Origin of the sequence: Leucobacter sp. M11, from assembly GCF_035726885.1 — a bacterium.
In the GTDB taxonomy this organism is placed as follows: Bacteria; Actinomycetota; Actinomycetes; order Actinomycetales; family Microbacteriaceae; genus JAPFRB01.
The window spans coordinates 431,971-437,879 of the sequence record NZ_JAPFRB010000004.1 but is presented as its reverse complement, the minus strand read 5'-3'; the positions used below and the strand labels follow the sequence as shown (position 1 = coordinate 437,879).

The window sequence follows — 5,909 nt, the reverse complement described above, 5'->3', positions numbered from 1 at the left end:
GAACGCTGCCGCGGGGCATCTGGTGGTGGCGGTCGCTCCTGCTCGGCGCGCTCAACATCGGCGCGTTCTTCCCGCTGCTGTTCCTCAGCGCCTATCGGCTCCCCGGCGGGGTCGCCGCGACCCTCGGCGCGGTGCAGCCGCTTGTCGTCGCTCTGATCGCGGTCCCGCTCCTCCGCGACCGGCTGAGCACCCGAAAAATCCTCTGGGGCCTCGTCGGGGTCGCCGGGGTCAGCCTCGTCGCACTCCGCTCCTCCGCGCAGCTCGACGCGCTGGGGATCGCCGCGGGGATTGCCGGCCCCCTCGGCATGGCCGTGGGCACCGTGCTCACGAAGCGGTGGGGGCGTCCGGCTGGCGTCGGCCCCACCGCCTTCGCGGGCTGGCAGCTCACCGCGGGCGGGCTCATCCTCCTGCCCGTCACCCTGCTGGCGGAGGGAGTGCCCGCGAGCATCGACGGGCCAGCCGCGCTCGGCTATCTCTGGCTCACCCTCGCCGGGGGCCTCCTCAGCTACGCCATCTGGTTCGACGGCATCGGCAAGATTCCCGTCACCTCGGCGGCCCTGCTCGGCCTCGTCTCGCCCCTGGTCGCCGCGGCGCTCGGCGCGCTCGTCCTCGGGCAGTGGCTCGGTCCGTGGCAGCTCGCGGGCTTCGCTCTCGCCCTGGCCGCCATCGTCGGCGGGCAACTCCCGGGCCGCACGAAAGCCCAGCCCGGGAGCCCCGGCCCCGCGGGAAGCCGAGCGCCTCAGCGCACGATCGCCTGAGAAAAACAGCGCAGCCCCCGACCCAAACGGTCGGGGGCTGCGCTGCCGCACGAGGCGGTCGCGGGGGCTATGCCCAGCGGGAGATGAGCGAGTCGCTGATCACGCGGCGGATGGTGCCGGAGTGCGAACGCATCACGATGCTGTCGGTGCGGATGAAGGGGCCGCGGCGGCTGACGCCGTCCACGAACTCGGCCGAGGTGATGCCGGTGGCCACGAAGTAGGTGTTGTCGCTCGCGACGAGGTCGTCGGCCTCGAGGATGCGCGTGAGGTCGTGACCGGCGTCGATCGCCTTCTGCAGCTCGTCGTCGTCGCGGGGCTTGAGCTGACCCTGGATCATGCCGCCGAGCGCCTTCACGGCGCAGGCCGTGATGATGCCCTCCGGGGTGCCGCCGATGCCGACGCAGAGGTCGATGTTCGCGTCGTAGCGGGCGGCGTTGACGCCGCCGGCGACGTCGCCGTCGAGGAGGAGGCGGGTGCCGGCCCCGGCCTCGCGGATCTCGGCGATCAGCTGCTCGTGGCGGGGACGGTCCAGCACGGCCACGCGGATGTCGGAGGTCGACACGCCCTTGACCTTGGCCAGTGCGCGGATGTTCTCGCCGATGGGCTTGCGGATGTCGACGACGCCGACCCCGTCGGGGCCGCAGACGAGCTTGTCCATGTAGAACACGGCGGAGGGGTCGTACATGCTGCCGCGATCGGCGACCGCGATCACGGAGAGCGCGCCGGGACGTCCGGCCGCCGTCAGCGAGGTGCCGTCGATCGGGTCAACGGCGACGTCGCAGTCCGCGCCCTGGCCGTTGCCGACCTGCTCGCCGTTGTACAGCCAGGGGGCGTCGTCCTTCTCGCCCTCACCGATGACGACGGTGCCGTTCATGTTGACGGTCGACAGGAAGCGGCGCATCGCGTCAACGGCCGCGCCGTCAGCGGAGTTCTTGTCGCCGCGACCCACGAACGGGGTCGCCCGGACGGCGGCCGCCTCGGTTGCGCGAACCAGCTCCATGGCCAGGTTCCGGTCGGGCTGCCAGTCGTCGAGTGAGAGACCATCGGTCATGACGGGTGTGCTCCTTGAAGGTTTCGGGGCCGCTCAAGGCCCGGCCCGGCACGGTGTCGCCGGACGCTCCTCACACCAGACTACCGCGGTGTCGATACACTGGGGGCACCAGCCCCGTGACCACCCCAAGCTTAAGGAGCGGACGATGCCAGTCGCCACGCCAGAACAGTACGCCGAGATGATCGACACGGCCAAGAAGAACGCCTTCGCGTTCCCGGCCATCAACGTGTCCAGCTCGCAGACGCTGCACGCCGCGCTCCAGGGCTTCGCGGAGGCCGGCTCCGACGGCATCCTCCAGGTCTCCTCTGGCGGCGCGGACTACTTCGGCGGGCACACCGTCAAGAACCGCATTGGCGGCTCGCTCGCCTTCGTCGCCTTCGCCGAGGAGGTCGCCAAGGCCTACCCCGTCACCGTGGCGCTGCACACCGACCACTGCCCACAGGAGAACCTGGACAACTGGCTGCTGCCCCTGATCAGCGCGAGCGAGGAGCGGGTCAAGCAGGGCGGCCTGCCCCTGTTCCAGTCGCACATGTGGGACGGTTCCGCGGTTCCCCTCGAGGAAAACCTGCGCATCGCCCGTGAGCTACTCCCCCGCCTGCACGCGATCAACTCGATCCTCGAGGTCGAGATCGGCGTGGTCGGCGGCGAGGAAGACGGCGTGGAGAATGAGATCAATGATCAGCTCTACACGACGCTCGATGACGCCGTCGCGATGGTCGAGGCCCTCGGCCTCGGCGAGCAGGGCCGGTACCTGACCGCCCTCACCTTCGGCAACGTGCACGGGGTCTACAAGCCGGGCAACGTGAAGCTCCGCCCCGAGCTCCTCAAGGAGATCCAGGACGGGCTCGCCGCGAAGTACGGCACCGCCGAGAAGCCGCTCGACCTCGTGTTCCACGGCGGCTCCGGCTCTTCCGACGCCGAGATCGCCGAGGCGGTCCGCAACGGCGTCATCAAGATGAACATCGACACCGACACGCAGTACGCCTTCACCCGCCCCGTCGTCGACGCCATGCTGACCGGCTACGAGGGCCTGCTGAAGATCGACGGCGAGGTTGGCAACAAGAAGCAGTACGATCCCCGCGCCTGGGGCAAGCGCGCCGAGGCCGGTATGGCCGCGCGCATCGTCCAGGCCACCGAGCAGCTCGGCTCCGCCGGGCAGTCTGTGAGCGCCTAACCATGAGCAACCAGGACACTCCGTCGCCCGAGAACCGCTTCGAACCTCGGGACCCGATGTCGTCGCGCGCCGAGGGGGTTGACGGAGGTCCTGAGCTCGCTCCGGGCACCGCGCCCGAGGCCGCCCCGGTCACCCCGGAGCCCGCCGCCCCGGCCAGCCCCGAGCCCGCCGCGTCGCTGACGCCCGAGCCGGTCGAGCCGCTGCTGCCCCCGCCCGCCCCGAACGCCGACCAGGCCCCGCTGCCGCCGCAGGTCGCGACGCCCCCGGAGCGCCCGGCCCCGAGCCCCGCGCCCGAGGACACCCGCCCCGCCCCCGAGTTTGGCGAGTACGCCCCCGAGGGCTGGTCGTGGGACCCTGAAACCGGCACCGAGGGCACGGGCGGCTCCGCAGCCGCGCCCGGGACCCCCGGCGCGGGCGCAACCGGCTCCGCCCCGGTCTCCCCGACCCTGCCCAACGTGCCGCACAACCTCGGCGTCGGCGCGCGCCCGACCTCCGGCCGCGGCCGCCGTGGCCCGGCCCCCGCCGCCCCGAGCGAGCAGCCCAAGCAGCCCGCGGCGTCGGGGAACCGCCCGGCTCCGTACGTCCAGCAGCAGCAGACCCCCGCGCCGCCCCCCGGCGGCTACGCCCCGCTGGCCCCGGGTCAGTTTGGCCCGCCCCAGCAGCCCAAGCGCCGCGGCGACCGAATCGCCACCGCCATCCTGCTCGCCTTCGGCGCGCTGGCGAACTTCTTCTTTGCGCAGATGTTCTTCGCGCTGGAGTCGACCTTCGCGCAGCTCTACGAGATCTACGAGCTGGGCGAGTTCACCGCCCCCGCCTCGGTGGGGACGCTGTCCATCGTGGGGGCGATCTCGATGCTGTCCCTCTGGGCGCTCGCGCTCGTGGGTTCCCTGCTGCTGATCCGCGCGGGCAAGCCGTCCTGGTTCGTGCCCCTGATCGCCGGGGTGCTCAGCATCGTGCTGCTGTTCGTCCTGCTCGGGGTCGCCGTTCAGGCGGTGCCGGAGCTGTTCACCGCGATTCAAGAGATCGGCGTCGTCCTTCCCTCGGTCGCCCCCTAGCACCACCGAAGCACACCCGGCTGCGGCCCCGGACACCCGGGGCCGCAGCCGTGTTCGTTTCCTCGGGATGAACGGGGGGGGATATCCGGGCTGCGCCGTCCCGATGATCAGGCGGAGCTGAGCGGGAGCTGGGCGGTGTCGCCACCGCAGGCATTTAATATTCAATACGCAATGCCCTTGCACCCCCTCCCCCGTCGGGGACCCACGCTGACGTGCCCGCACGCGTCAGCGTGCGCGCGTCCCGATCCACAGGAAACCGCATGCAGAATACCCACCGCCCACCCGGCCGCGGCGCGCTCGCCGTCCTCCTCGGCACGGCTCTCGCACTGGCCCCGGCCCTCGCCGGGTCCGCGACCGAGCCGGTGCCCGAGAGCGCCGGGCAGACCACCACCTCCTTCGCGCCCAAACTCAGCACCGACATTGTCATCGGCGAGGAGGTACAGCCGAACTCGATCCTCGTCACGCGCGACGGCACCGTCGGCTTCGTCACCGACCGGGTCAGCGGCACCCTGAGCGTGCTCGACCTCGCGGAGAACCGCGTGAGCGACACGGTCGCGCTCAACGCCCCCCGGAACTCGGCGCTCGCGCTGAGCCCCGACGAGTCGCTCCTCTTCCTCGTCGAGAAGACTCCGTACGGCTTCTCGCGGGGCATCGGCGTGGTCGACCTCGGGACGATGAGCCTGCGCAACAGCCTCACCCCCGACCTCGTCAACATCGAGGTCGCCACGCCCAACCGGGACGGCAGCACGGTGGTCGCGCTCGGGCTCGGCGGCGAGGTCCTCCGGCTCGACGCCAGCACCGGGGAGGTCCTCGCGAGCACCGTCCTCGCGGGCAACAACTTCCACTCGGCCGTCTACACCGAGCACGAGGCGGAGCTCCTCATCGGCGGCGACCGGCAACTCATCGCCCTCGATCCCCTGACGCTCGACACGCGCCGCATCATGCCGATTGCCGGCGTCCGTGACCTCAACGATCTCACCTTCGACCGGGACTTCAGTCGGGTCTACGTCGCCGACGGCACGGGCACCGCGCTCGCGGTGCTCGACCCCGGCACGGGGGCCGTGCTGAGCTCCGCCAACATGGGAACGCTGATGGATAACCTCGTCGGCGACGACACAGAAAACCGCGCCTATGGCAACGCGCAGCTGGGGAACGCCATCCTCGCAGCGGACCTCGCAGCGGGCCTGCGCGCGACGGGCACCCGAGACACTCCAGCCGCCCCCTTCGACGTGGTGCGCAACCCCCAGACCGGGGATCTCTTGAGCGCCAACGCGGGCTGGACCAACGGCAAGAAGGGCAGCACGGTCTCCGTGATTCACGCGCCGGGGGTCACTGACCCCGGGGACCAGACGGTATCGGCGCCTGGCGAGAACGTCACCTTCCGGAGCGAGGTGACCGGCATCTCCCCCGAGCACGGCGGCGGCGTCCAGTGGCAGCGCTCCGCCGATGCGGGCGCGACCTGGCAGGACGTCCCGGGGGCGACGGGAGACGCACTGACTCTGAGCGCCCCCGCCGAGGCGATTGGGGACCGGGTGCGCCTCACCTGGTCGGACGATTTCTGGGGCACCTCCGGAACCTCTGGCGAGGCCGTGATCCGCGCGCAGGGACCGCGGATCACCTACGAGGGCCCGCTGCCGGAGGGCGTGGTCGGGGAAACCTACCCGGGCACCGAAATCACGGCGACCGGCCTCCCGGGCCTGCGCTGGTCCGTGACCGGCCTCCCCGAGGGCCTGCGCCTCGCACCCGAGACCGGGCTGCTCACGGGCACTCCCGCCGCGGAGGGGCTCGCCACGCTGACGGTCACGGTCGAGGACGACTTCGGCGCCGACACCGCGACCTTCCCCCTGACGGTGCGGGACGGCACGGGGACG

At 71.6% G+C, this 5,909-nt stretch carries 5 protein-coding genes; 4 read left to right on the top strand and 1 reads right to left on the bottom strand.

Going from position 1 to position 5,909, the window contains the following annotated elements; all coding sequences use genetic code 11:
• Positions 1-758 (top strand): EamA family transporter (locus OOT08_RS14155; protein WP_325093433.1); only part of this gene is annotated, 758 nt, incomplete at its 5' end.
• A gap of 67 nt (positions 759-825) precedes the next feature.
• Here OOT08_RS14155 and glpX read toward each other — a convergent pair.
• The gene (gene glpX, locus OOT08_RS14150) at positions 826-1,809 is read right to left on the bottom strand and encodes a class II fructose-bisphosphatase (protein WP_325093432.1); all 984 of its coding nucleotides are present in this window, start codon (positions 1,807-1,809) and stop codon (positions 826-828) included.
• Between the two features lie 145 nt (positions 1,810-1,954).
• Here glpX and fbaA point away from each other — a divergent pair, with 145 nt between their 5' ends.
• From fbaA to OOT08_RS14135, 3 genes are all read left to right on the top strand, one after another.
• Positions 1,955-2,983, top strand: a complete 1,029-nt coding sequence (gene fbaA / locus OOT08_RS14145) for a class II fructose-bisphosphate aldolase (protein WP_325093431.1) — start codon at positions 1,955-1,957, stop codon at positions 2,981-2,983.
• A 2-nt stretch (positions 2,984-2,985) separates the two neighbouring features.
• On the top strand, positions 2,986-4,038 hold the full coding sequence (locus tag OOT08_RS14140; RefSeq protein WP_325093430.1) for a DUF6264 family protein: 1,053 nt from the start codon (positions 2,986-2,988) through the stop codon (positions 4,036-4,038).
• 260 nt (positions 4,039-4,298) lie between these two features.
• Positions 4,299-5,909, top strand: a 1,611-nt coding sequence (locus OOT08_RS14135; protein WP_325093429.1) for a putative Ig domain-containing protein, incomplete at its 3' end; no start/stop codon positions are given.